A 23,410-nucleotide genomic window follows, 5' to 3' on the forward strand; every position below is an offset into this window, starting at 1 on the left:
TGACGTGCAGCGCCCAGCATCGGCCCCGCGCCTTCCAGGGGGAAGCCGGACCGCAGTGGTGTCCGCAGCACGGTTGCACGGATGGGTGGAGCGGTTCACGGCCAGTCACGGCACAGTCGCGCAAGACCTCGACGACGGCGGCCTGCTGCTGCGGGCTGCCGACGGAGCCAAAGCGCTCCTGCGGGCACCCTGGCCGGCCGACGGGAGGCCTGGCAGAGGCTCGACGGAACTTGAGCGATTGGCATCGCTGGCGAACCAGGAGCGTGCATTGGGCGTGCTCTTGGTCCGCAAGGGTGGCTACGCCCTGGCCGCTGCCAGCGGTCCGACAATATTGACGACGAAAAGCGGTTCACGCTTCATCGATGCCAGGACCACGGCCGAACACGCAGCGCGGATCTTCGCCAACCACAGGATCGAATACCTTGTGACAGGCGGCGACCGCGCTTTGGTGGACCAAGTACTTGCCCAGCCCTCGCTCAAAGCCGTGTCCGGCAGGACAAGGCTGCCTTTCCTGGATGTACAGGAACCAAAGTCCGCAGCCCTTGCCAAAGCCGCCGCCGACGCCTGCTCCATCCGGATCAGCGTCACCGACCCGCCGGCTTAGCAGCCGCCCGGGGCACGTTTCAGCGGAGCTTGCCGGTACAGGTAGCCACCGTAATCCGTAAAGCCGACGCGCCCGTACAAGCCGCGCGCCGCATGGTTGGCCGCGGTAACGAGCAGCCAAAAACCGCCAAGGTTGCGTTCCCTGCCGGCCTGCAGCAACGCTTCCACTACTTGGGTGCCGTGGCCCCGCCTGCGGTGCGCCGCCGACGTCGCCATGCTGTAGATACCGCCCCAGCCGTTCACCAAGGCCAGACGCCCGACGGCGGCGGGAACGCCGTCGTCGTCCCTCACCAGGGCGTACAGCGACGGGCAAGCGGTGAGAATCCTGCGCGCGACAGACAATTCCACCTCTCCGCCGCGGCCATCCACCGACCACCACAGATTGAGCCATTCCTGCGACGGTTCTTCGCTGACTTCCACGCCGGCAGTGGGCGCTTTCCCGGGAACGTCAGCGGCATCCCGGACCATGATCCTCGTCTCGGACTGCCTGGTGAAGCGCTGGCCGTCAAGAACAGCGTTGAGCTCGGCGCTGCGGGGATCGTCGAAGACCTGGAAGATCAGGGGCAGCCTGCGCGAGCGGTACCACTGCGCGGCGGACTGAACAGAGTGGGCGATGCCCTCCGGCCCCGCTTGGGCCGGCACCCTGGGCCACACCGAGTTCGCACGCTGCGTCACTCCCTCCGAGGCGCGAAGCACCCACTGTCCCGCTTCCTCGCGCTCAAGCGCCGGCCAGGCCTTGTCCATCAGCTCTTCAAGGGCGGTTTGCTCCACGGTAGCGGCGCCTCACATGCTCGGGAATCGTTGGGCAGAAAACACCGGAGGGCTCCCCCTAAGGGGAGCCCTCCGATTGTGGTCTTACTCGGACTTGGTGTCCGCCTTGGCGGCCGGCTTGGCCTCAGGCTTGAAGTCCACCCCGGCCTCCTTGCGCTGCTGCGCAGTAATCGGAGCAGGCGCGGCAGTCAGGGGGTCGAAGCCGTTGCCCGTCTTTGGGAAGGCGATGACGTCGCGGATCGATTCCACGCCCGCCAGCAGCGCCACGACGCGGTCCCAGCCGAAGGCGATGCCGCCGTGTGGAGGCGCACCGTACTTGAAGCCCTCCAGCAGGAAGCCGAACTTGGTTTCAGCGTCTTCCTTGTCCAATCCCATGAGCTGGAAGACCCTCTCCTGGACCTCGCGCTCATGGATACGGATGGAACCGCCACCGATCTCGTTGCCGTTGCACACGATGTCGTAGGCGTAGGACAGTGCCGACTCGGGATCCTTGTCGAAGGTGTCCAGGAATTCGGGCTTGGGCGAGGTGAAAGCGTGGTGGACCGCTGTCCACTGGCCTGCGCCCACTGCCACGTCACCGGAAGCGACGGCGGCTGCAGCCGGTTCGAACATCGGAGCGTCCACGATCCATACGAAAGCCCAGTCGTTGGGATCGATCAGGCCGGTGCGGTGGCCGATTTCGACGCGGGCAGCGCCCAGCAGCGAACGGGAAGCGCTCTTCTCGCCGGCGGCGAAGAAGATGCAGTCACCGGGCTTGGCGCCGACGGCATCAGCCAGTCCCGCACGTTCTTGTTCCGTGAGGTTCTTGGCGACGGGCCCTGCAAGCTCCCCGTCCTCCTTGTACAGGACGTAGGCCAGTCCCTTGGCACCGCGCTGCTTGGCCCATTCCTGCCAGGCATCGAGGGCGCGGCGGGCCTGGGAAGCGCCACCGGGCATCACCACTGCACCGACGTAGGGTGCCTTGAACACGCCGAAGTTGGTGTCCTTGAAGAACTCGGTCAGCTCGGTCAGCTCAAGGCCGAAGCGAAGGTCCGGCTTGTCGGAGCCGTACTTGGCCATGGCGTCCAAGTAGGTCATGCGACGGATGGGCGTGGGAACTTCGACGTCGATCAGCTGCCACAGCGACTTCACAATGGCTTCGCCCAGGGCAATGATGTCGTCCTGGTCAACGAAGCTGGCTTCGATATCCAGCTGCGTGAACTCGGGCTGACGGTCGGCACGGAAGTCTTCATCGCGGTAGCAGCGGGCGATCTGGTAGTACTTCTCGAACCCACCCACCTGGAGGAGCTGCTTGAACAACTGCGGTGACTGCGGCAGGGCGTACCAGGAGCCGGGAGCCAGGCGTGCCGGGACGACGAAGTCGCGGGCGCCTTCGGGCGTGGAGCGCGTCAGGGTGGGCGTTTCGATTTCCACGTAACCCTGATCGTGCAGGATTCCACGGGCCACGCGGTTCGCCTCGGAACGCAAACGGAGGTTGCGGGCCGGGCCGGGACGGCGCAGGTCCAGGTAACGGTGCTTCAGCCGTGCCTCTTCGCCGACCTCGACGTGTTCGTCGATCTGGAACGGGAGGGGGTCGGAGGTGTTGAGGACAACAACCTTCTCGGCGATGACCTCGATCTCCCCCGTTGCCAGGGCCGGGTTCTCGTTGCCTTCAGGACGCTTGTTGACCGTACCGGTGACCTGCAGGACGTACTCGTTCCGGAGGCCGTGGAAGACCTCTTCTTCACGGACAACCACCTGGGCCACGCCGGACGCGTCGCGGAGGTCAACGAATGCAACGCCACCGTGATCGCGGCGGCGGCCCACCCAGCCGGCCAGGGTAACGGTTTGTCCAATGTGCTCGGAACGAAGGGATCCGAGGTCATGTGTGCGCAGCACAGCATTCCTTTCAGCATGAAATGTAGAGGGACCACCGCAAAGCGGTCCCGTCCGAGTTTACCCGCCCCGGCCACGGCTGCGGCCCAGGGGCGGAACTAACGTTGTTGTGCTCAGGCAGTGGCCACGCGGACGTGGAGGTCTTCTTCCGGAGGTGTCCAGCTCGCGGGGTCTGCGTCCACTTGCTCGCCCGAGCGGATGTCCTTGACCTGGTGCTTGCCGTCGTCGTCGGTGAACCAGACAAAGGGGATGCCACGCCGGTCAGCAAACTTGATCTGCTTGCCGAACTTGTCGGCCTTTGCGGCCACTTCGGTGGCTATGCCGCGGCCCCGCAACTGCGCGGCGATGTCCTGGGCGGCCGACCAACTGTCGTCGGTGTTGAGGGCAACCAAGACAGCGGTCGGAACAGCACGGGACGCCGACGCCAGTTCCTGGCTGAGGATGCGCGAGACAAGGCGGGTCACGCCAATGGAAAGCCCGACGCCGGGGAACTTGCGGTTGCCCTTGCTGGCCAAGGCGTCGTAGCGTCCGCCGGAACAGATCGAACCCAGCTGCTCGTGGCCCACCAGGACAGTCTCGACGACAGTGCCTGTGTAGTAGTCAAGCCCACGGGCGATGCTCAGGTCCGCGACGACCTTCCCGGGTGCCCGCTGCACGGCCGCTTCGATGACCTGCTGCAGCTCACTGAGACCCTCTTCAAGGAGGTCATCCTTCACACCGAGTGCGCGGACCTGCTCCACGAACGAGGTGTCCTCCGTGCGGATGGTGGCCAGCTGCAGGGCCAGGGCCGCTTGCTCGTCCGTGGCGCCGAGCTCGGATTTGAGCAGCCCGGCCACCTTGTCGGCGCCGATCTTCTCCAGTTTGTCGATGCTCCGCAATACACCGGCTGTGTCCGTCAGGCCGATCCCCCGGTAGAAGCCTTCTGCCAGCTTCCGGTTGTTGATCCGCAGCCGGAAGTCCGGAATCGGCAGGGCGCTGAGCGCCTCGGCGATGACCAGCGCAATTTCGACGTCGTAACGGAACGGCAGTTCGCCGTCGCCGACGACATCGATGTCCGCCTGGGTGAATTCGCGCGCCCGGCCCTCCTGGGGACGCTCGCCGCGCCACACCTTTTGGATCTGGTAGCGCCGGAACGGAAATGCCAGGTAGCCGGCATTCTCCACCACGTAGCGGGCAAAGGGAACCGTCAGATCAAAGTGCAGGGCCAGGGCGTTGGGATCCGTTTTGTCGGATCCGTTCGGCTTTGCGGCGTCGCCTTCGTCGTCCTGGAGCCGGCTCAGTCCATAGACTTCTTTGTCGATTTCGCCCTTGCGGAGCAGCTGGCCCACTGTTTCCACAGCGCGGGTCTCGATGGAGGAAAAGCCATGCAGTTCGAATGTTTTCCGGAGCGTGTCCAGAACGTGGAGCTCCACCAACCGCTCCTGGGGAAGCCACTCGGGGAATCCGGACAGGGAGGCGGTACGTGCCATGGTGGAATTGTCTCCTTGAAGAAAGCTGACGCAGGCCTCGGCGCCGCAGCTTTAAACGCCCGTTCGGCGTTTAAAGGGCGGGCGTCCAGCCGGTCATGCATAAACTATGTGCGGCAGCCAGTTTATGCTTTCCGCGCGTGCACATCTAATGCAGCATGTCCGGGTTCCTGTCGGCAGCCATCCGAAGCTGACTTATTCAGGAGGACTCTTGGCAACAAGGTCGCGGGATGACCGCGAAGCGAAACGTCGCATCAGGCAGATGGAAGCCAAGCGCGCCCTGCGGCAGGAACAGGCAAAGCGCCGGAAACGCGACAACACCATCGCCATTGGCGCCGGAGCCGCAGCGGTCATCCTGGCCGTTGTCCTGCAACTGACCGTCTTTAGCTCCAACCCCACAGAAGCAGAGTTTGCCGCTGCCGAAGCCGGACTCAGTTCCCCGTCGGCCTCGCCCTCCGCCGCTCCTTCCCAAAACAGTGCAGACGTTCCGAGCGCGGACACAGCCGCAGGCAAGACCTTCACAGGCCAACTCTCCCTGAACGGCGGGGCCGTTGGCATTGAATTGAACGGCACTGCCGCTCCCCAAGCCGCCGCGGTCCTGAAGTCGCTCGCGGATGCCGGTTACTACAACGGGGCAAACTGCCACCGGTTGACCACCTCGGAGACGTTTGGCCTCCTGCAGTGCGGGGCCAAGTCCGAGGACGGCGCCGACGACCCCAATTATCGTTGGGGTCCCCTGGAGAACACCCCTGCGGACAACAAGTACCCCGCGGGAACCATCGCCATTGCCCGCACGGGCAACAACGCCTATGGAAACGGTCACCAGTTCTTCATTGTCTACAAGGACACCACCATCCCGGCCGATACCGCAGGCGGTTACACCGTGGTGGGCAAGGTGACCAGTGGGCTGGATGTAGTGACCAACATCGCCGCTGCCGGGTTGAAACCCGGCGAAAACAACAACGACGGCGCCCCTGTGGCACCTGTCACGATAGACTCGTTCTCTCTGAAGTAACCAGCTCCGGACCCAGGCCCGGCGTGCATTGCCTTAGCAGTCCCTCCAAGCGAAAGACTTTTAGCGGTGACAGACAGTCAGAAATCCGACGAAACAGCAGCAGTGGCCAACGATGACGCAGCCGAGGTGATCGAAGCACCCGAAGCCGAGGCTACGTCCGGAGCCGTTGCGCCTTCGACGGCCAGCGAATCCCCAGCTCCCCGCCCGGCCCCGTCCGCGGCTCCGTCACCGGCAGCATTTGCGGCCCGCCCGAAAGCTCCGGCCCCGGTTGTTCCAGCGGCTCCGGCAGTATCTGCTGCGTCGCTGGCCGAGGCCGCCAAGTGGGGGCGTGCCGAGGGGGACGGCCATGTCTTCCTGACGCTCGATGGTGAGGAGATCGCCGTCGGACAGTACCCGGGAGTCAGCCCTGACGAAGCTTTGGGCTACTTCGCCCGGAAGTTCGACGACGTCATCGCCCAGGTCGTGCTGCTTGAACACCGCGTCGAGTCCAAGGCTCCGGCAACGGACATGCAAAAAACCGTCACACATCTGCGTGAGCAACTCGCCGAGCGCAACATGGTCGGTGACATCCGCTCCGCCGAGGCCCGACTGGACACCCTTTCGACTCAGATTGTCGAACTGGAGAAGTCGGAGAAGGCAGCCCACGACGCCCTTCGTGCCAGCGAACTCGCTGCCCGCGAAGCCATCGTGGCCGAAGCAGAGTCCATTGCGGGCCAGGACCCGGCCCAGATCCAGTGGAAAACCTCCAGCGCACGCATGAACGAGCTCTTCGAATCCTGGAAGGCCGCCCAGAAGAGCGGCGTCCGCTTGGGCCGGAGCAACGAAGATGCACTGTGGAAGAGGTTCCGTTCGGCCCGCACGGTGTTCGACCGCCACCGCCGTGCCTACTTCTCGCAGCTTGACAGCAACAATTCTGCCGCCAAAACCGCGAAGGAGGCCTTGATCGCCGAGGCCGAGGCACTTTCCTCTTCCACCGACTGGGGATACGCCGCTGGCGAATACCGCAGGCTCATGGACCAGTGGAAGGCAACTCCCCGCGCGAGCCGCAAGGACGACGACGCGTTGTGGGGCCGTTTCCGTGCCGCGCAGGATGTCTTCTTCAGCAACCGGCAAGCGGCCAATGACCAGATCGACCAGGAGTACACAGCGAACCTGGCCGTCAAGGAGCAGCTGATCGTCGAGGCCCAGGCATTGTTGCCCATCAAGGACCTCAACGCGGCCAAGAAGTCCCTCCAGTCCATCCGGGACCGTTGGGAAGAGGCCGGCAAGGTGCCGCGCGCCGACATGGGCAGGATCGAGGCAGGCCTCCGGAAGGTCGAAGACGCCGTTCGTGAAGCCGAAGAAGAGAAGTGGCGCCGGACCAACCCCGAAACGAAGGCTCGTACCAACAGCGCCCTGACACAGCTCGAAGCCGCAATCGCAGGCCTCAAGGACGATCTCGACAAGGCCGAGAAGGCAGGCGACCAGCGTCGCATCAAGGCTGCCCGTGAGGCCCTTGAAGCCCGCCAAGCCTGGCTCGACCAGATCCAGCGTTCGGCCAGCGACCTCGCATAGTCACCCCTGACTACGACACAGGCTCCGTCCCGGTTATCCACATAGCCGGGACGGAGCCTGTACTCGTTGGGCCGCTCAACGGAATGATCGAGTGATGGTCCCTCCTGTCACCGCCCCGCAACTGCTGGAGCCGGTCATCCCCGAGCTCTACTCCGCCGGCCGCATCTTCACCTGGAACGAGCTCCAGGGAATGGCCGTTGACGGCATTCTGCTGCCCCTGTATGGGAAAAGCTACGCCTCCCCCGGCGTAGCCATCACCCAGCGCATCCGGGCCCGCTCAGCAGCCCTGGGTGTGCCGGAGCGGATACGCACCAAGGTGGTCGCGGGCAGGCTCACCGCCGCTTGGATCTACGGGTGCGCCAGTCCACCCGGAAAGTTATCGCTTCTGGTGGACGCGAAGCACCGCATCTCCAGCCTTCGTGGCACCTTGGCGTGCAGCCTTCATGAAGTGCGGCTCGGGCAGCTGGACGTGGTGAGCCTCGGAGGGATGCTCGTGACCAGCCCGCTCCGCACGGCGGCTGACATCGCGCTCCATGTTGAGACTGTCCGCGCCCTGCCCGTATTGCGGCGTCTCCTGGACCGGCCCGAGCTCGGAATCAAGCTGCGCCTGCTGGTCCTGGCCGTGGAAGCTGCACCAAGGGTGCCCCACAAGAAGCGTGCGTTGGCCACGTTGGCCCAACTCGCACCGGAGACAGCATCAGACCCTGGAAAGGAGCCCCGCTAGCTCCTGCGGCTGTTTCCGGTAGTGCGGTAAACGTCAAAGACACCATCGATGCGCCGGACCGCGTTCAAGACGTGGTGCAGGTACTTGGGGTCTCCCATTTCGAACGCGAACTTGGAGATTGCCACCCTGTCGCTTGAGGTGTGGACGGACGCAGCCAGGATATTGACATGGTTCTCCGACAGGATGCGGGTCACATCCGATAGAAGCGACTTGCGGTCCAGGGCTTCCACCTGGATCTCCACCAGGAAGACGCTCGACTGCGTGGGCGCCCATTCGACGTCGACAATCCTGTCAGGCTGGTCACGCAGGCCGGCGACGTTCGTACAGTCCGTCCGGTGCACAGAAACACCTGAACCGCGCGTCACGAAGCCGAGGATGGGATCCGGGGGCACGGGTGTGCAGCATCGTGCCAGCTTGACCCACACGTCGCCCACGCCCTTGACGATGACGCCTGAGTCCGAGAACTTGGATTTGGCCACCTGGGTGGGAATGCTGACCTCATCAAGATCCTCATCCGGGGTCTCGTGTCCGCCCAGGTGCTCCATGAGCTTTTCCATGACGGACTGGGCCGAAGTGTGCCCATCGCCGACGCCTGCGTAGAGGCCGGAGATGTCCACGTAATGGAAATCCTCGGCGACTGCGGACAAAGCATCGTGGGTCATGAGCCTCTGCAGCGGGAGATTCTGCTTCCGCATGGCACGGGTGAGCATGTCCTTGCCTCGGTCGATCGCTTCTTCGCGACGCTCTTTGGTGAACCATTGCCGGATCTTGTTCCGTGCCCGTGCCGACTTGACGAAGTGCTGCCAGTCCTGGCTTGGACCGGCCCCTTCGGCCTTGGACGTGAAGATTTCCACCCAGTCGCCGTGGTTCAGTTCACTGTTCAGCGGTACCAGCTTGCCGTTGACACGTGCGCCAATGGTCCGGTGGCCGACTTCGGTGTGCACAGCGTAGGCGAAGTCGACGGGGGTCGAACCCGCGGGAAGGGCCATGACTTCGCCCTTGGGCGTAAAGACAAAGACTTCCCGGGCGTTGATCTCGTACCGAAGGGAATCCAGGAACTCTCCGGGATCCGACGTTTCCTGCTGCCAGTCCACGAGGGACCGCAGCCAGCCCATGTCGCCGTCGCGCGGGCTGCCAGGACCTTGTGCCGTCCGGTTTGGCTGGTCCTTGTACTTCCAGTGCGCAGCTACACCATACTCGGCGCGACGGTGCATCTCGTGCGTGCGGATCTGGATTTCGACAGGTTTGCCGCCCGGGCCGATCACTGTCGTATGCAAGGACTGATACATGTTGAACTTGGGCATCGCGATGTAGTCCTTGAACCTGCCCGGCAAGGGGTTCCATCGGGAGTGCAGCGTGCCAAGGGCGGCATAACAATCACGGACGGAGTCCACCAGGACCCGTACACCCATGAGGTCGTTGATGTCGTCGAAATCCTTGTCCCGTACGATCATCTTCTGGTAGATCGAGTAGTAGTGCTTGGGTCGGCCCGTGATGGTGGCCTTGATCCGTGCGGTCCTGAGATCGTCCGCTATCTGGTTGCGGATAACGCTCAGGCTCTTTTCGCGCTCCGGGGTCCGGTCCCCCACCATCCGGACAATTTCTTCATACACCTTGGGATAGAGGGCTGCGAACGACAGGTCCTCAAGCTCCCACTTGATGGTATTCATGCCCAGGCGATGGGCCAAGGGTGCAAAAATCTCCAGCGTTTCGCGGGCCTTGCGCGAAGAGGATTCTGCGGACACAAAACGCCAGGTCCGTGCGTTGTGCAAACGGTCGGCCAGCTTGATCATGAGGACCCGGATGTCCTTGGCCATGGCGACGACCATCTTGCGGACGGTTTCCGACTGGGCCGCCTCGCCAAAGCTGACTTTGTCCAGCTTGGTGACCCCGTCGACCAACATGGCAACCTCCGGCCCGAAATCCCGGGTCAGGTCAGCCAAGGTGTACGGAGTGTCCTCCACGGTGTCGTGCAGCAGCGCAGCGGCCAAGGTGGTGCCTGTCATGCCGAGCTCAGCCAGGATGGTGGCTACTGCCACCGGGTGCGTGATGTACGGATCGCCACTCTTGCGCTTCTGGCCCTGGTGGCTCCGCTCAGCGACAGCGAACGCGCGCTGGATCAGGTCAAAATCCTCTTTGGGATTGTTGGCCCTGACGGTCCGCAGCAGCGGCTCAAGGATCGGCGAGTAAGGCGCTACGCCCCGACCAGTCAGCCGCGCCAGCCGGGAACGTGTGCGTTCCCTCCGGCCGGGAAAAGTGGGACGGGCTCCGGGCATGTCAACCGGTACGGCGCCTGCAGCCCGGGCGGACACACTTGTTGCAGGGACCGCAGCTGCGTTGCGGTCCTCTTCCCCGCCCGCCAATGGTGCCGACGTCGCTCGTTCTTCCACAGAAGTACCCCTCACAACCGATTTAATTCTCCCAGTCTATTCCCGTAAGTGAATGCTTCTGCAACTGGACTGCACATGACGAAGGACCCGGCAAGTCAAAGAGCCGGCCACCGCAGTATGCGGGGGCCGGCTCTTCGGAGATTTGCTGCAGTGTGCAGCCCTAAACTGTAGCTTCCGTCCTCCGGTGGGCTACCTTCTTGGCCTGCTTGACCAGCTCGGGTTCGCCCTGGCGCAGCCAGGCGTAGAGCGGGGCCGCGATGAAGATCGTGGCCGCGGTGCCGATCAGGATACCCACGAACAACGCCAGTGACAGGTCACGCAACGTGCCGGCGCCGAGCAGGCCCGCTCCGATGAACAGGATCGCCGCCACGGGAAGGACAGCCACCATCATGGTGTTGATGGAACGTACCAAGGTTTGGTTGACGGCCAGGTTGACCTCTTCGCCAAAAGTGCGGCGCGTGGAGGTGGAGATGTCCGAGGTGTTTTCGCGGATCTTATCGAAGACCACCACGGTGTCGTACAACGAGTAGCTCAAGACGGTCAGGAAGCCGATGATCGCCGACGGCGTGACTTCGAAATCGCTCAAAGCGTAAACACCCGCGGTGGTAAACATCGTGACGAGCATGCCAACAAGCGCTGACAAGGACATCTTCCAGGTCCTGAAATACAGCGCCATGAGCACCGCGGCCAGGCCAACGAAGACCACCAGGCCGATGAGGGCCTGCCTGGTGACGTCCTGGCCCCAGGTTGGTCCGACGAAGTTGGAGGTGACCTCGTTCTCGGTAACTCCATAGGCGCTGGTGAGGCCGTCCTTGATGCGGTTGGTCTCATCGTCTGTCAGCTGATCGGTCTGGATCCGCATGGTGTTGCCCGCAACGTTCGCAACGCGGGGGACAGCGTTCGGGACGACGTCATGCACAGCCCGCTCACCAAGCGCCGCATCGGTGGTGCTCACATTGGAGACAGTGAACTCGGAGCCGCCACGGAACTCGATGCCGAGGTTGAAGCCGCCCTTGACCACCGGGATCAGGATGGACAACGCCACGGCCACAGCCGCGATGGTGAACCAGATCTTCTTGGAATTGACGAAATTGTACGAGCGTTTGCCCGTGTAGAGCTCATGGCCGAAGGTTGCGAAGCTCGTAGTCATTACTTCTCCTCCTTGCTGCCGTTGGAAGTGCCGGTCAATTGGCCCTTCGCGGCAAGGCGCCGTTCGGCGATGGTCAGGCGTCGTTCGGCTTCAGCAGCCGCTCCGGCATTGCGGGCGCGGACCGGCGTCGGCTTTTCGTCCGGAGTCCGGAGGCGGCCGGCGCCGCGGTACAGCGGGACGGCGCCCAGGCGGTCGGGCGACAATCCGGAGAAACGGTGTCCTTCACCAAAGAACTTGGTCCGCGCCAGCACCTGCAGCATCGGATGCGTGAACATGAACACGACAATGAGGTCGGCCAGGGCCGTCAAGCCCAAGGTGAAGGCGAAGCCACGGACGTTTCCAACCGCCACGAAGTACAGGACCACGGCGGCAAGAAGGTTGACGGCCTTGGAGGCCAAAACGGTGCGCTTAGCGCGCTTCCAGCCGTTTTCGACGGCGGACACCAGGCCGCGTCCATCGCGCAGTTCGTCACGGATGCGTTCGAAGTAGACGATGAAGGAGTCAGCGGTCTGGCCAATGGCCACGATCAGACCTGCCACACCAGCCAGTGACAACCGGTAGTTTTCGGTCCAGCCGAGGATTGCAATGGCAAGGTAGGTAAGCAACCCGGCCACCACAAGGGAGGCGATGGTAACGAATCCCAAGGCCCGGTACTGGAAGAGCGAGTACACCACAACGAGCAGCAGGCCAATCATGCCGGCAAGAAGACCGAGTCGCAGCTGGTCGCCACCAAGCGTTGCCGAGATCTGCTCCTGCGACTGGATCTCGAAGCTGATGGGCAGGGCGCCATAGCGCAGCTGGTCGGACAACGCCTTGGCGCTGGCCTGGGTGAAGTTGCCGGTGATCTGTGGCTTTCCGTCGGTGATGACGGCCATTGCCCGCGGTGCGGAAATGACTTTGTCATCCAGGACGATGGCGAACTGCGCCTTCGGGTCCTGCGTACCTTGCGCCTGCGCTGCAACGTAGAACTGGTTAAGGCGTTCGGTAACTGCCTTGAACTTTGCGGTGGCATCGCCGTTGAAGACGATGTTCACACCCCAGGAGTTCGTGACAGAGCCCTGCGCGCCTTGGACCTGGGAGAACGTGGAGTCGCTGATGTCCTGGCCCTTGACCTCTACCGGCCCGAGAATGTACTTGACGGCGGGAGTCTTGTCGGTAGCGGGCTCACAAGCAACCAGCGGCTTGGCGGGATCCGAACGGTCCCGCTTCTCGGTGGAAGGGTTGACGCAATCCAGCGCCTCGAATTCCTTCTGGACATCAGGGGTAACCCAGTTGATGTCGCTGGCGTTCGTCGGCTCGGCAGTGGGCTTGTTCAACTGGTCATCCGGCGTCCGCTGCTCCGCGGGGATGGCTGCGGGATCTCCAGCGGCGATAACAGGCCGGAAGTTCATGTCAGCCGAGGCCTGGATGAGGTCGCGGGTTTCCTTCGAAGGGGTGCCCGGCAGGCTGACAACCACGTTCCGACCCGACTGGGTGCTGATTTCGGCCTCGGCGACGCCGGAACCGTCAACACGCTGGCGGATGATTGCCACCGCTTGGTTGAGTTGCTCCTCGTTGATGTCGGTCGCACCCTCCACACGGGGTGCCAGGATCATCTGCGTTCCGCCTTCGAGGTCCAGTGCAAGCTTGGGCGCCCAGCTTGCATGGCCGGTCATCACACCGCCGGCCAGGACGACGGTGAGTACAACGAATATTGCTCCAAGCCATGTCAGCACCCTGCGGGCTGAATTTTTGGGGCCGGTCCTTGCCATTTTCAATCTTCCTGTTATCGCCGGACAGCCGCCGGCGGACGCTGATGAGCGTCTGCCGGCGGCTTTCCGCTGCCGTAGAAGTTGCCGTGCGCGGTGGTGCCGCGACTGACGGTGCTAGTTGTCCTTCTTGTCCTCTTTGTTGAGGCGCGCAATGGTCTCTTCCGGCGTCTCGCCGGCCGCCGGGGTTTCAGGGCCCGTTGCGGTCAAGGAAGAAGCGTCATCCGGAACCACAGGGGCTTCCTCGGGAGTCGCCTCAACAACCTTGGTGACAGCCTGACGGTGAACCGTGGCCTCGTTGCCCGGGGAGAGCTCGATAACGACCTTGTTCTCCGCTTCGTCGATGGACACGATCCGGCCAAAGAGGCCGAAGCTGGTCATGACGTCGACTCCCGGAGCAAACTTGGCCTGCATCTCAGCCTGCTGCTGCTGGGTCTTCTTGTTGCGGCGGAACATCATGAAGACAAAGAGTCCAAGCATGACGAACAGCAATATGGTCATTGGATCCACAGGGAAGTTCCGTTCTGTACTTACGTTTTGGTTCACGGCAACGTCCCTGGCAGATCCGCGAGGCTGGCGCATGGATCAAGGACTCGAACGTGCCGAGCGTCATACCAGTCTAGAGGGAAAAGCTGAACGCAGCGTGTTAACCCGCAGTATCTACGCTTTCGGCGTGGTTTTCGTCCTCGTCAAACAGCGCAAGGGTCTCTTGTCCGAACACACCGGGGGGCACGGCGTACCCCAGATGGGTCCAGGCGGACGCCATTGCGATCCGGCCGCGGGGCGTCCGGCCCAGAAGGCCCTCCCGCACCAGGAAAGGCTCCGCTACTGTCTCGACGGTCTCGGCCTCTTCCCCCACGGCAATCGCCAGGGTGGAAAGTCCCACCGGACCGCCGTTGAACTTGGTAATAAGCGCTTCGAGGACAGAGCGGTCCAGCCGGTCAAGGCCGCGTTGGTCCACTTCGTACATATCCAAGGCAGCCGAGGCTGACCGGGCGTCGATTTGGTCAATGCCGTGAACCAGCGCCCAGTCGCGGACACGCCGAAGCAACCGGTTGGCGATACGCGGTGTTCCGCGTGAGCGGCCGGCAATCTCCGTGAACCCGGCCGAGTTCACCTTAAGGTCCAGCAACCCTGCCGAACGGCGCAACACAAGTTCGAGTTCGGCCACTGAATAGAACTCAAGATGACCGGTGAAACCGAAGCGGTCCCGCAGCGGACCAGGAAGCAGTCCGGCCCGGGTCGTGGCTCCTACCAACGTGAAGGGAGGCAGCTCCAGGGGAATGGCCGTGGCACCGGCACCTTTGCCCACCACGATATCCACGCGGAAGTCTTCCATGGCCATGTAGAGCATTTCTTCCGCAGGCCGGGACATGCGGTGGATCTCGTCCAGGAACAGGACCTCGCCTTCGGAGAGGGAGGACAATATTGCTGCCAAGTCCCCGGCATGCTGGATGGCCGGTCCACTGCTGATGCGCAGTGGAGCATTCATCTCTGCCGCAATGATCATGGCCAGGGTGGTCTTGCCGAGTCCGGGGGGACCGGACATGAGCACGTGGTCGGCACTCCGGCCGCGCATTTTGGACGCCTCGAGGACCAAGGCAAGCTGCTTGCGGACCCGGTGCTGGCCCACAAAGTCGTGAAGGTTCTTGGGACGGAGAGCCGCCTCGATGACCCGCTCTTCCGGTTCCTCTCCCCCGCTGACCAGTGACTGCTCAGCCACGGCTGCCTACGCGGTTGCCGGCGCGGGCGCCGTCCTGGCCAAGCCACCGCAGCGTGGCCCGGAGAATCTGTGCGACGTTACCGGCATCCACCAATTCGGGTGAGTCGGCCATGGCTTTGTCGATGCTTCCGTTGGCGTCCTTCTCCGACCAACCAAGGCTGGTCATGGCGGCGACCACCTGCGGCTTCCAGTCAGCCTTGACAGCGGCTGCGGGCGCGGCCGCGGTGCCTGTGCCATGCGGGACCAATTTGCCCGCAAGCTCAAGGACGATCCGGCCGGCAACCTTTGGCCCGATACCGGGAACTTTCGTGAAGGCCTTGCCATCACCGGTATGCGCTGCAACGCGGATGGCTTCGGGTTCGTGCACTGCGAGCACGGCCAAAGCCAGCCGTGGTCCGACCCCGCTGACGCTGAGCAGGACATCGAAAACTTCCCGCTCGTCGTCGTCGGCGAAGCCAAAGAGGGTCAGGGAGTCCTCGCGGACGATCATCGAGGTAAAGAGCTTTGCGTCAGCCCCTACCTTCAGATGGCTCAGGGTCTGCGGCGTTGCGAACACGCTCATGCCCACACCGTTGAGGTCAATGACGGCGCTGGACAACCCAACGCGGGCTACGGTTCCACGAAGAAAACTGATCAAGACCCGGCTCCTGAAATACTGCCTGCCGGGACGCTGGGAACTGCGGCCACGGCTGACTATCCGAACATATCTACGAATACCCTAGCAAGGACGCCGGGGTATCAGCGTGCACGGCGCGCTTTGGCTTCGGCATCCGCCCACGCTTTCTGGGCCGGAGTCAGTGTGCCGCCGCCTGCCGCGCCGCCCGCTGTTCCCATCCCGCTTCCTGCGCGCCAGGCGTGCGTCAAGGCAAGGGCAAGGGCATCTGCGGCATCGGCGGGCTTGGGGGGTGCATCCAGGCGCAGGATCTTGGTGACGAGCTTCGTGACAGCATCCTTGTTCGCCGACCCACTGCCTGTTACGGCCGCTTTCACTTCCGACGGCGTATGGAGGGCCACCGGGATACCGCGGCGCGCCGCGGCGGCAATCACGACGCCCGAGGCTTGGGCGACGCCCATGACGGTGCTGACATTCATCTGCGAGAAGACGCGTTCGACGGCGACGACGTCCGGCTTGTGCAGGTCAAGCCACTCATCGATGGCTTGGGCTATGACCAGCAAGCGCTTGTCCAAGGTCAGTTCCGCCGAGGTTCCCACGACACCAACGGCCACCATGGTTGCCCGGCGGTTCCGCTCAATGTCCACTACACCGATGCCGCAACGGGTAAGGCCCGGATCGACTCCCAATACGCGAAGAGTCAAGTCCGGGCCTTCCTGTTTGTCATCAATACTTGGTGCTGCCACGCCTACTCGGCGTCGAGGGCAGCCTGCACTTCCTCGCTGAAGTCCGCGTTGCTGTAGACGTTCTGGACGTCGTCCAGGTCCTCAAGCGCGTCGACGAGCTTCATGAACTTCTTGGCGCCATCGATGTCGAGGTCAACCTGCATCGACGGGACAAACTCTGCTTCGTCGGTTTCGTAGTCGATCCCTGCTTCCTTGAGGGCATCCCGGATGGCCTGCAGATCCGACGGCTCCGAGTGGATCTCCCAGTTGTCGCCGCTGTCCTTGACTTCCTCCGCACCGGCATCCAGGACGGCCATGAGGATGTCGTCTTCGCTGAGGCCGTTCTTTGGCAGAACCACAACGCCCTTGCGGGCGAACAGGTAGCTGACGGAGCCGGGATCGGCGATGGTGCCACCGTTGCGGGAGATGGCCAGACGTACCTCGGACGCTGCCCGGTTCTTGTTGTCGGTAAGGCACTCGATAAGCAAAGCCGAGCCCTGGGGGCCGCGGGCTTCGTACATGATCTCGGTGTAGTCAACCACTTCACCGGTGAGGCCGGCACCGCGCTTGATGGCACGGTCGATGTTGTCGTTGGGGACCGAGGTCTTCTTTGCCTTGGTGACGGCGAGTTCCAGGCCCGGGTTGCCGGCCAGGTCGGGTCCACCCATGCGGGCAGCGACTTCGATGTTCTTGATCAGTTTTGCGAACGACTTTGCACGCCTGCTGTCAATGATGGCTTTTTTGTGCTTGGTGGTCGCCCATTTGGAGTGGCCTGACATGCTTTACGCTTCTCCTCTGATCATTCGAATAAAGAGTTCATGCACACGCTTCTCCCCTGTCACTTCCGGATGGAAGGAGGTGGCCAGCAAATGGCCGGAGCGCACTGCAACAATTCTAGCCACTCCATGCAAAGCCGGCGTGTGGCTGGCGTGGTCGGGATCCACCTGGGCCAGAACGTCTACGCCCTCACCCACACGCTCGACCCAGGGTCCGCGGATGAACACAGCGTGAACGGGATCCACCCCGTCCTGTCCCGCACTGAAGTCGAGCCCCTTGAAGTCGAGGTCCGTCTCGAAGGACTCACGCTGGCGGCCGAAGGCATTCCGGCGCACAGTGATATCGAGGCCACCGAAGGTCTGCTGCGGGTTTCCCTTGAGGTCGGTGGCGGGGTCCGCAATGTCGTTGGCCAGCAGAATCATTCCTGCGCACGAGCCGTATACCGGCAGACCCTCCGCGATCCGCTGTTGAATCGGCTCGCGGACTTCGAAGATCCGGGACAGTTTGTCGATCGTGGTGGATTCGCCACCGGGAATGATCAGGCCGTCGATGTCGTCCAGCTCTGAGGGCCGGCGGATTCCCACGCCTGTAGCTCCCGCAGACTCCACGGCGTGGATGTGCTCACGAAAATCGCCTTGGAGTGCCAGTACACCGATCCGGAGGCCTGTACCCACGCGTGATGAAGCATCGGAAAGGGGGTTGGTCATTGGTCCATCATAGTGGTCCCTGTGCTTTGGGCAGTGTCCCGGAGCAGCCCGGCACCCGCGGCGACCCGGGTTCCATGCCCCGACTGGGATATATTACAGAGCATGCTTTCCTACAGCGTCCCCCTCGGCAAGCTGGTCCGCACCCTGTCCCGGCTAAGGGGCGGAGGCTCAGCGTTCCCCGGCTTGGTGGTCGAGAAGATCGATCCCCGTTTCATGCAGCGAACGCTTGCGTCGTTGCCCCACGGCGTAGCTGTTGTCAGCGGCACCAACGGCAAGACCACCACCACGAAAATGGTGGTGGAACTCCTGGAGAGCCAAGGCCTGAAGGTGTTCACCAACCGCACCGGCAGCAACTTCACCCGTGGCGTGGCAGCTTCCCTGCTGGGCGAGGTCGACTGGCGGGGCCGGCTTGATGCCGACATTGCAGTGCTCGAACTGGATGAAGCGCACGCTGTGCATTTCGTGAACAAGGTGCCTCCCCGTTTCAGCCTCCTGCTCAATGTCCTCCGGGACCAGCTGGACCGCTTCGGCGAAATCGACAAGACAGCCCGCCTCCTTGAGCACATCGCCTCCAGGACGACGGATACGGTGGTCCTGAACCGCGAGGACCCGCGCGTAGCGCGAATCGCCAACACCATCAACAGCCTCGACGCCGTTTACCACCCCAACGTCCGCTACTTCGGCCTGGACGAATCGCTTCGCAGCACGTTCCCGAACGACGACGAGATGCGGTCCGGAAGCGGCCCCTCACCGTCGGGAACGTCGGTGGCCGCAGCGCCGGGCGAGGCAGTCGATTTGCCGGATGCCGACGTCGTACTTCGCCGGGTAGGCGCCCAGGACGCCGACTTCGAGTTCGACGGCAAGACCGTCACCACCACCATGAAGCTCCGTGGGGTCTACAACATCTTCAACGCCGCCGCCGCGTTGTCTCTGACTCGTGCGGTGCTGGGAACCGGCCCCGTTGACACCCCGAAGCTCGTCAAAGCGCTGGGCAACGTGGCACCGGCCTTCGGACGCGGCGAGAGCCTGACTGTGGACGGCCAACCGCTTGAGCTTGTGCTGGTAAAGAACCCCAGCGGTTTCCGGCTGGGCCTGAAGTCCTTCCCGGCCGGTGGCTACGCAACCATGATCGCCATCAACGACAACTACGCCGATGGCCGGGACATGTCGTGGCTGTGGGACGTCGAATTCGAGTCCCTGCGTGATGGCGGCGTCGAAGTCCTCACCGGTGTCCGCGCTTACGACATGGCCCTGCGCCTCCAGTACGACGACGTTCCGTTCGGCACGGTTGAACCGGACATCACAGCAGCCTTGCGTACGTTCATCGACGGTTCACGGGGCAAGCCCAAGCGCATCTTCTGCACCTACACATCAATGCTTGCAATTCGCCGCGAACTTGCCAAAATCACCATAGTTGAGGTGGTCTCATGACCTCGGAAACCCAGCCCCAGGCCGCATCTGGCCAGGCTTCACAGCCCAGCAAGGGCACCATCCGCGTGCTCCAGCTGTACCCACGGGAAATGAATATCTATGGCGACTGGGGCAACGCCCTGGTCCTCAAGCAACGCATCAAGTGGCACGGCTACACGCCGGAGCTGCTCGAGTACAACGTCGGCGATGAATTCCCGGAGGACGTTGACATCATCGTAGGTGGCGGCGGGCAGGACAGCGGTCAACTTGTCATCCAGGATGATCTCCAGGCGCGTGCGGAGCAACTGCGGGAGCTCGCCGACGACGGCGCTCCCATGTTGGTGATCTGCGGCCTCTACCAACTCTTTGGCAAGTTCTTCAAGACCAGCTCGGGACCCACCATCCCCGGCATCGGCATCCTGGATGTTGAAACCCATGGGACGGACGAACGCCTGATCGGCAACGTCATCATGAAGTCCGCTGAATTCGGCGACATCCTGGGCTACGAGAACCACAGCGGCCAAACCACCCTGGGTGCCGGCGTCGAGCCTCTGGGGACCGTTACGAAAGGTGCCGGCAACAACAGCAAGGATGGCCACGAGGGCGCCCGGTACAACAACGTTGTGGCCAGCTACCTGCACGGTTCCCTGCTGCCGAAAAACCCGGCTATCGCGGACTTCCTGATCAGGACGGCAGCCGAACGCAAGTTCGGTACCTTCGTGCCGGGAATGCCCGACGACGACTACGCCCGCCTCGCGCGCGAACACGCCGCGCGCCGCCCGAGGTAAGCGTCACTTTTCCTTCGTGATCAGCAGTTCATGGGCACCGGCATTCGCGGCGCCCATGGACTCAACCACGGTTTTGGTTCTTTGGCGGGTTTCGGCGTCCGCGGCGGGCGTGGCACATACGCCTTGTGGCGCATCGCTGGCCACTGAACACCACCGATAGGGATCCCGGACAATCACTGAGGGCGCCCATGCCAGATCCGAGGCAGTCCAGGTACCGGCCGCATTTTGGCTGAACTGCGCCCTGACCAGCAGTCCTTCATTGTTCACCACGTACCACGGTGACAACTCTGTGATGCCATTGCCCAGACCGTAGACGATCCACGTGCCTTTATAGTTCTCGATGGGCAGCACTGAGTGGGTGTGGTGCCCGTAGATCATGGTGAACTGTCCGCTGTCCACGAGTGCGTGGGCTACCTCCTGCTGCTGGGTATTGGGTTCACTGGCGTACTCGTCTCCCGCGTGCATCACTCCCAGCACGATGTCCGCACCGAGTGACCTGGCTTGGGTCGCCTTGGCGATCATGGTCGCGGGGTCCAGTTCGTCCACAAGCCATGGATACTCCGGGATCTGGCCGTTGTGCCCGTAGGTCCCCTCGATGACCGCTACCTTGGCGGCGTCCGTTTGCAGCATCAAAATTTCCTTTGATGCTGCTTCCGTCCGGTAGGAGCCGGTATGCTTCAAGCCTGCCGCGTCCAGGGCATCCAGGGTTCGCAGCAGCCCCTCGGTGCCACGGTCAATTGTGTGGTTGCTGGCGGTGGTGCAGGCCTGGTAGCCGAGGTTCTTGGAGGCCGTGACGATTTGTGGCGGCACGTTGAAGGAAGGGTAGGCGGAAAAAGGCCCTTCGGGCGTGGCCACGGGAGTCTCCTGATGGCAGATGGCGAGGTCGCTGTTCCTGATGTAGCGCCGCTGTCCTTCCAGCAGTGGCACAAAAGTGTAGCCCGGCTGACCGGCAGCAGCGGCGTCGGCCCTTGCCTGCTGCCACAACTGGGTGTGGACCAGCATGTCGCCGGTCACGGTGATCGAAGTGCAACGGAGTTCCGCGCAAGCGGGTCCCTTCCCCGGGGTCGGGTTGGGGGCAGGCGTGCGTGTGGGTGAAGGTGACTCACCCGCCGGAGCCGATGCAGCGGTGCTCGGTCTGGGATCGTTGTTCTCGGCGATGACGCCGCAGGCACCCAACGCCATGGCGAGGACCAGGGCGAGTGTCGCCAGCGCTGCCCGGTGTGACCGCTGCCATCCGGTACCAGATGTGATCTTCCCCATGCTTTTCATCCTACGGTGAAGACGAGCGGAACCAGGCGCGCCACCCTTGAGGACACGATCCCTACGTGAAAGAGTCACTTCATGACCAACCCCCTGCTTAGCCCCAGTCCCCTGCCCTACGGACTCCCACCGTTTGCCGGCATATCAGCTGTTCACTACGCCGAGGCAGTCAACGCCGGACTGGCAGAGCATCTGGAGGAAATCAACGTCATCGTGGCCAACCCGGACCCCGCCACGTTAGAGAACACCGCCGTAGCCATGGAACGTTCAGGCCTGCTCCTGAACAGGGCAGCGGCCGCCTTCTTCACAATGGTTTCGGCCCACGCGGACGACGACATCAGAGCGCTCGAGACCGAGCTGTCCCCGAAATTCGCGGCCCATCAGGATGCCGTGTTCATGAACCGGGGCCTGTATGAACGCTTCTCAGCGATCGACGTGGCGGCCCTGAATGCCGAATCAGCCCGGCTGGTGGAGGAATACCTCAAGGAGTTCCGCCAATCGGGTATCCAACTCGACGATGCCGGGCAGGACCGCCTGCGTCAGGTTAACGCCGAGCTCTCACGGTTGGGAACCGACTTTGGCCAGCGGGTCAAAGAGGCCATGAAATCATCAGCGCTGCTTCTTGACGACCTGGAAGAGCTCGCCGGCCTGCCGGAGGAGGACATCGCTGGCGCCGCCGAAGCAGCCAGCTCTGCGGGCCATGCCGGCAAATACCTGCTCACCCTGATTCAGCCCAGTAACCAGCCTGCCCTCGCCTTCCTCGAAAATCCGGGCATCCGGCGTCGTTTGTACGAAGCCTCCCTCGCTCGGGGCACCGATGGCGGACCGTTGGACGTCCGTGATCTGGTGTTGGCCACTGTCCGTTTAAGGGCGGAGAAGGCCAAATTGCTGGGCTTTGCGAACTTTGCCGAGCTGGTGGTGGATCAGCAGACCGCGCCTGGTTTTGACGACGTCCAAACCATGTTGCAGCGGTTGGCACCTGCAGCAGTCCGCAACGCCGGGGCCGAGGCAGAGGCACTGGCCGAGGCAGCGGGCAGGAAACTGGACCCGTGGGACTGGCCGTACTACTCGGCCCGGGTCCGCAAGGACAAATTCAAAGTGGACGAACAAGCCCTGCGTCCCTACTTTTCCTTGGAAAGGGTACTCCACGACGGCGTCTTCCATGCCGCGACCCAGCTCTACGGGATCACGTTCCATGAACGTATGGACCTGGACGGTTATCACCCCGATGTCCGGGTGTGGGAAGTCCGCGACGAGGACGGGAAGGGACTGGGCCTCTTCCTTGGCGACTATTACACCAGGGCGACCAAACGTGGTGGCGCGTGGATGAACTCGCTCGTGGAGCAGTCCACTCTTCTTGGTACGCAACCGGTGGTCATCAACAACCTGAACATCACCAAGCCGGCGCCCGGCGAGCCCACGCTCCTGACCCTCGATGAAGTCAGGACGGTGTTCCATGAATTCGGCCACGCCCTGCATGGCCTGTTTTCACAAGTCACCTACCCGCGATTCTCCGGCACCTCGGTGCCCCGCGATTTCGTGGAATACCCTTCGCAGGTCAACGAAATGTGGATCATGTGGCCGGAAGTACTGGCTAACTACGCGCGGCATCACATCACAGGTGAGGCACTCCCCCAAAACATCGTGGACAAACTCAATGACTCCGTGTTGTGGGGTGAAGGTTTTGCCACTACGGAGTATTTGGGCGCCGCGTTGCTGGATCTTGCGTGGCACGTACTGTCCGAGGCTGACATACCCAAGGACGTCCTTGCCTTCGAAGCCAGCGCACTGTCCCGGGCCTCGATTGCCCACCCCCTGATTCCGCCGCGCTACCGTAGCGGATACTTCCAGCACATCTTCGCCGGAGCGGGTTACGCCGCCGGCTACTACTCCTACATCTGGAGCGAAGTACTGGACGCTGACACGGTGGAGTGGTTCAAGGACAACGGCGGGTTGAACCGTGCCAACGGCACCCGGTTTCGAGCGGAGCTGCTGGCACGGGGCAACAGTCGCGACCCGTTGGAGTCCTTCCGGGCCTTCCGGGGTCGCGACGCGCAACTGGAACCTCTTCTGAAGCGCCGCGGACTCGAGTAGTACGACGCCGGGCCGGT

General features: G+C 63.0%; 20 protein-coding genes. 7 read left to right on the top strand and 13 right to left on the bottom strand.

Going from position 1 to position 23,410, the window contains the following annotated elements; all coding sequences use genetic code 11:
- Window positions 1–4: 4 nt before the first annotated feature.
- A complete protein-coding gene (locus PQ627_RS18630; RefSeq protein WP_274262845.1) occupies window positions 5–604 on the top strand; it encodes a Vms1/Ankzf1 family peptidyl-tRNA hydrolase in 600 nt (199 codons plus the stop codon).
- On the opposite strand, the gene PQ627_RS18635 is transcribed toward PQ627_RS18630, so the two are convergent.
- The 3 genes from PQ627_RS18635 to hisS all read right to left on the bottom strand — a co-directional run bounded on the left by PQ627_RS18635 (window position 601) and on the right by hisS (window position 4,718).
- A complete protein-coding gene (locus PQ627_RS18635) occupies window positions 601–1,374 on the bottom strand; it encodes a GNAT family N-acetyltransferase (protein ID WP_443192765.1) in 774 nt (257 codons plus the stop codon). The genes PQ627_RS18630 and PQ627_RS18635 overlap by 4 nt on opposite strands.
- 84 nt (window positions 1,375–1,458) lie before the next feature.
- Window positions 1,459–3,252 (bottom strand): aspartate--tRNA ligase, encoded by a 1,794-nt coding sequence (gene aspS / locus PQ627_RS18640; protein WP_144658946.1) that lies wholly within the window; start codon window positions 3,250–3,252, stop codon window positions 1,459–1,461.
- 110 nt (window positions 3,253–3,362) lie between these two features.
- Window positions 3,363–4,718, bottom strand: a complete 1,356-nt coding sequence (gene hisS / locus PQ627_RS18645) for a histidine--tRNA ligase (protein ID WP_274262846.1) — start codon at window positions 4,716–4,718, stop codon at window positions 3,363–3,365.
- 208 nt (window positions 4,719–4,926) lie between these two features.
- Here hisS and PQ627_RS18650 point away from each other — a divergent pair, with 208 nt between their 5' ends.
- From PQ627_RS18650 to PQ627_RS18660, 3 genes are all read left to right on the top strand, one after another.
- Complete coding sequence (locus tag PQ627_RS18650; protein WP_274262847.1) at window positions 4,927–5,730, top strand: peptidylprolyl isomerase; 804 nt, start codon at window positions 4,927–4,929, stop codon at window positions 5,728–5,730.
- A 66-nt stretch (window positions 5,731–5,796) separates the two neighbouring features.
- Window positions 5,797–7,284: a DUF349 domain-containing protein gene (locus PQ627_RS18655; protein ID WP_274262848.1), complete on the top strand. Its 1,488-nt coding sequence runs from the start codon at window positions 5,797–5,799 to the stop codon at window positions 7,282–7,284.
- A 94-nt stretch (window positions 7,285–7,378) separates the two neighbouring features.
- The gene (locus PQ627_RS18660; RefSeq protein WP_274262849.1) at window positions 7,379–8,008 is read left to right on the top strand and encodes a hypothetical protein; all 630 of its coding nucleotides are present in this window, start codon (window positions 7,379–7,381) and stop codon (window positions 8,006–8,008) included.
- Here the strand turns inward: PQ627_RS18660 and PQ627_RS18665 are convergent.
- From PQ627_RS18665 to pdxT, 9 genes are all read right to left on the bottom strand, one after another.
- On the bottom strand, window positions 8,005–10,398 hold the full coding sequence (locus PQ627_RS18665) for a RelA/SpoT family protein (protein ID WP_274262850.1): 2,394 nt from the start codon (window positions 10,396–10,398) through the stop codon (window positions 8,005–8,007). The genes PQ627_RS18660 and PQ627_RS18665 overlap by 4 nt on opposite strands.
- Before the next feature lie 160 nt (window positions 10,399–10,558).
- Window positions 10,559–11,548: a protein translocase subunit SecF gene (gene secF, locus PQ627_RS18670; protein ID WP_144658951.1), complete on the bottom strand. Its 990-nt coding sequence runs from the start codon at window positions 11,546–11,548 to the stop codon at window positions 10,559–10,561.
- Complete coding sequence (secD, locus tag PQ627_RS18675; protein WP_274262851.1) at window positions 11,548–13,299, bottom strand: protein translocase subunit SecD; 1,752 nt, start codon at window positions 13,297–13,299, stop codon at window positions 11,548–11,550. The genes secF and secD overlap by 1 nt, the downstream gene beginning before the upstream one ends.
- 114 nt (window positions 13,300–13,413) lie before the next feature.
- The gene (yajC, locus tag PQ627_RS18680) at window positions 13,414–13,797 is read right to left on the bottom strand and encodes a preprotein translocase subunit YajC (RefSeq protein WP_186313473.1); all 384 of its coding nucleotides are present in this window, start codon (window positions 13,795–13,797) and stop codon (window positions 13,414–13,416) included.
- A gap of 145 nt (window positions 13,798–13,942) precedes the next feature.
- Window positions 13,943–15,019 (bottom strand): Holliday junction branch migration DNA helicase RuvB, encoded by a 1,077-nt coding sequence (ruvB, locus tag PQ627_RS18685; RefSeq protein ID WP_274262852.1) that lies wholly within the window; start codon window positions 15,017–15,019, stop codon window positions 13,943–13,945.
- On the bottom strand, window positions 15,012–15,656 hold the full coding sequence (ruvA, locus tag PQ627_RS18690) for a Holliday junction branch migration protein RuvA (protein ID WP_274262853.1): 645 nt from the start codon (window positions 15,654–15,656) through the stop codon (window positions 15,012–15,014). Before ruvA ends, ruvB begins: the two co-directional genes overlap by 8 nt.
- A 101-nt stretch (window positions 15,657–15,757) precedes the next feature.
- Window positions 15,758–16,336 (bottom strand): crossover junction endodeoxyribonuclease RuvC, encoded by a 579-nt coding sequence (ruvC, locus tag PQ627_RS18695; protein ID WP_144658956.1) that lies wholly within the window; start codon window positions 16,334–16,336, stop codon window positions 15,758–15,760.
- A 44-nt stretch (window positions 16,337–16,380) separates the two neighbouring features.
- Window positions 16,381–17,136 carry a YebC/PmpR family DNA-binding transcriptional regulator gene (locus tag PQ627_RS18700; protein ID WP_144658957.1) on the bottom strand — a complete coding sequence of 252 codons (756 nt, stop codon included), beginning with the start codon at window positions 17,134–17,136 and terminating at the stop codon, window positions 16,381–16,383.
- A 3-nt stretch (window positions 17,137–17,139) separates the two neighbouring features.
- Window positions 17,140–17,841, bottom strand: a complete 702-nt coding sequence (gene pdxT / locus PQ627_RS18705) for a pyridoxal 5'-phosphate synthase glutaminase subunit PdxT (protein ID WP_274262854.1) — start codon at window positions 17,839–17,841, stop codon at window positions 17,140–17,142.
- Window positions 17,842–17,943: 102 nt separating this feature from the next.
- Here pdxT and PQ627_RS18710 point away from each other — a divergent pair, with 102 nt between their 5' ends.
- Both PQ627_RS18710 and PQ627_RS18715 read left to right on the top strand, forming a co-directional pair.
- The gene (locus PQ627_RS18710) at window positions 17,944–19,272 is read left to right on the top strand and encodes a Mur ligase family protein (protein ID WP_274262855.1); all 1,329 of its coding nucleotides are present in this window, start codon (window positions 17,944–17,946) and stop codon (window positions 19,270–19,272) included.
- Window positions 19,269–20,039: a type 1 glutamine amidotransferase gene (locus tag PQ627_RS18715; RefSeq protein ID WP_274262856.1), complete on the top strand. Its 771-nt coding sequence runs from the start codon at window positions 19,269–19,271 to the stop codon at window positions 20,037–20,039. Before PQ627_RS18710 ends, PQ627_RS18715 begins: the two co-directional genes overlap by 4 nt.
- Window positions 20,040–20,042: 3 nt before the next feature.
- Here the strand turns inward: PQ627_RS18715 and PQ627_RS18720 are convergent, their stop codons facing one another.
- The gene (locus PQ627_RS18720; protein WP_274262857.1) at window positions 20,043–21,308 is read right to left on the bottom strand and encodes a CapA family protein; all 1,266 of its coding nucleotides are present in this window, start codon (window positions 21,306–21,308) and stop codon (window positions 20,043–20,045) included.
- 72 nt (window positions 21,309–21,380) lie between these two features.
- Here PQ627_RS18720 and PQ627_RS18725 point away from each other — a divergent pair, with 72 nt between their 5' ends.
- Window positions 21,381–23,393: a M3 family metallopeptidase gene (locus tag PQ627_RS18725; protein WP_274262858.1), complete on the top strand. Its 2,013-nt coding sequence runs from the start codon at window positions 21,381–21,383 to the stop codon at window positions 23,391–23,393.
- Window positions 23,394–23,410 lie beyond the last annotated feature (17 nt).

The sequence above is a fragment of the Paenarthrobacter sp. AB444 genome, assembly GCF_028736865.1.
GTDB lineage: Bacteria > Actinomycetota > Actinomycetes > Actinomycetales > Micrococcaceae > Arthrobacter > Arthrobacter nicotinovorans_B.